Raw genomic sequence first — 240 nt, 5'->3', positions numbered from 1 at the left:
CAACAACACTGACCCCCTGCTGCAGGTTTTCCAGAGCGGCTTGCAGTTGTTCCCGGCTCATTGAAAACGCCTGACTGGCTTCACTGGCGAGGAAGGCCAGATCACGAATCTGGATGCGTTCGCCGCCCAGCAAGGTAGAGAAAATGACTCGGGCAGAGGAAGACCCAACCACCGATGCCAGTAATTTCTCTGCCTCCTGAATCAGGGCGCTGGAGGCGATGGCATTGTCGTATTGAATGC

General features: G+C 55.8%; 1 protein-coding gene. It reads right to left on the bottom strand.

The features are described from left to right. The coding region (locus Q4563_RS22200; protein WP_303606082.1) for a hypothetical protein at positions 1–240 on the bottom strand (240 nt) is incomplete at both ends.

The sequence above is a fragment of the Gilvimarinus sp. 1_MG-2023 genome, from assembly GCF_030548285.1.
The sequence above is the reverse complement of the archived record's forward strand: the minus strand, read 5'-3'. Positions and strand labels throughout refer to the sequence as shown.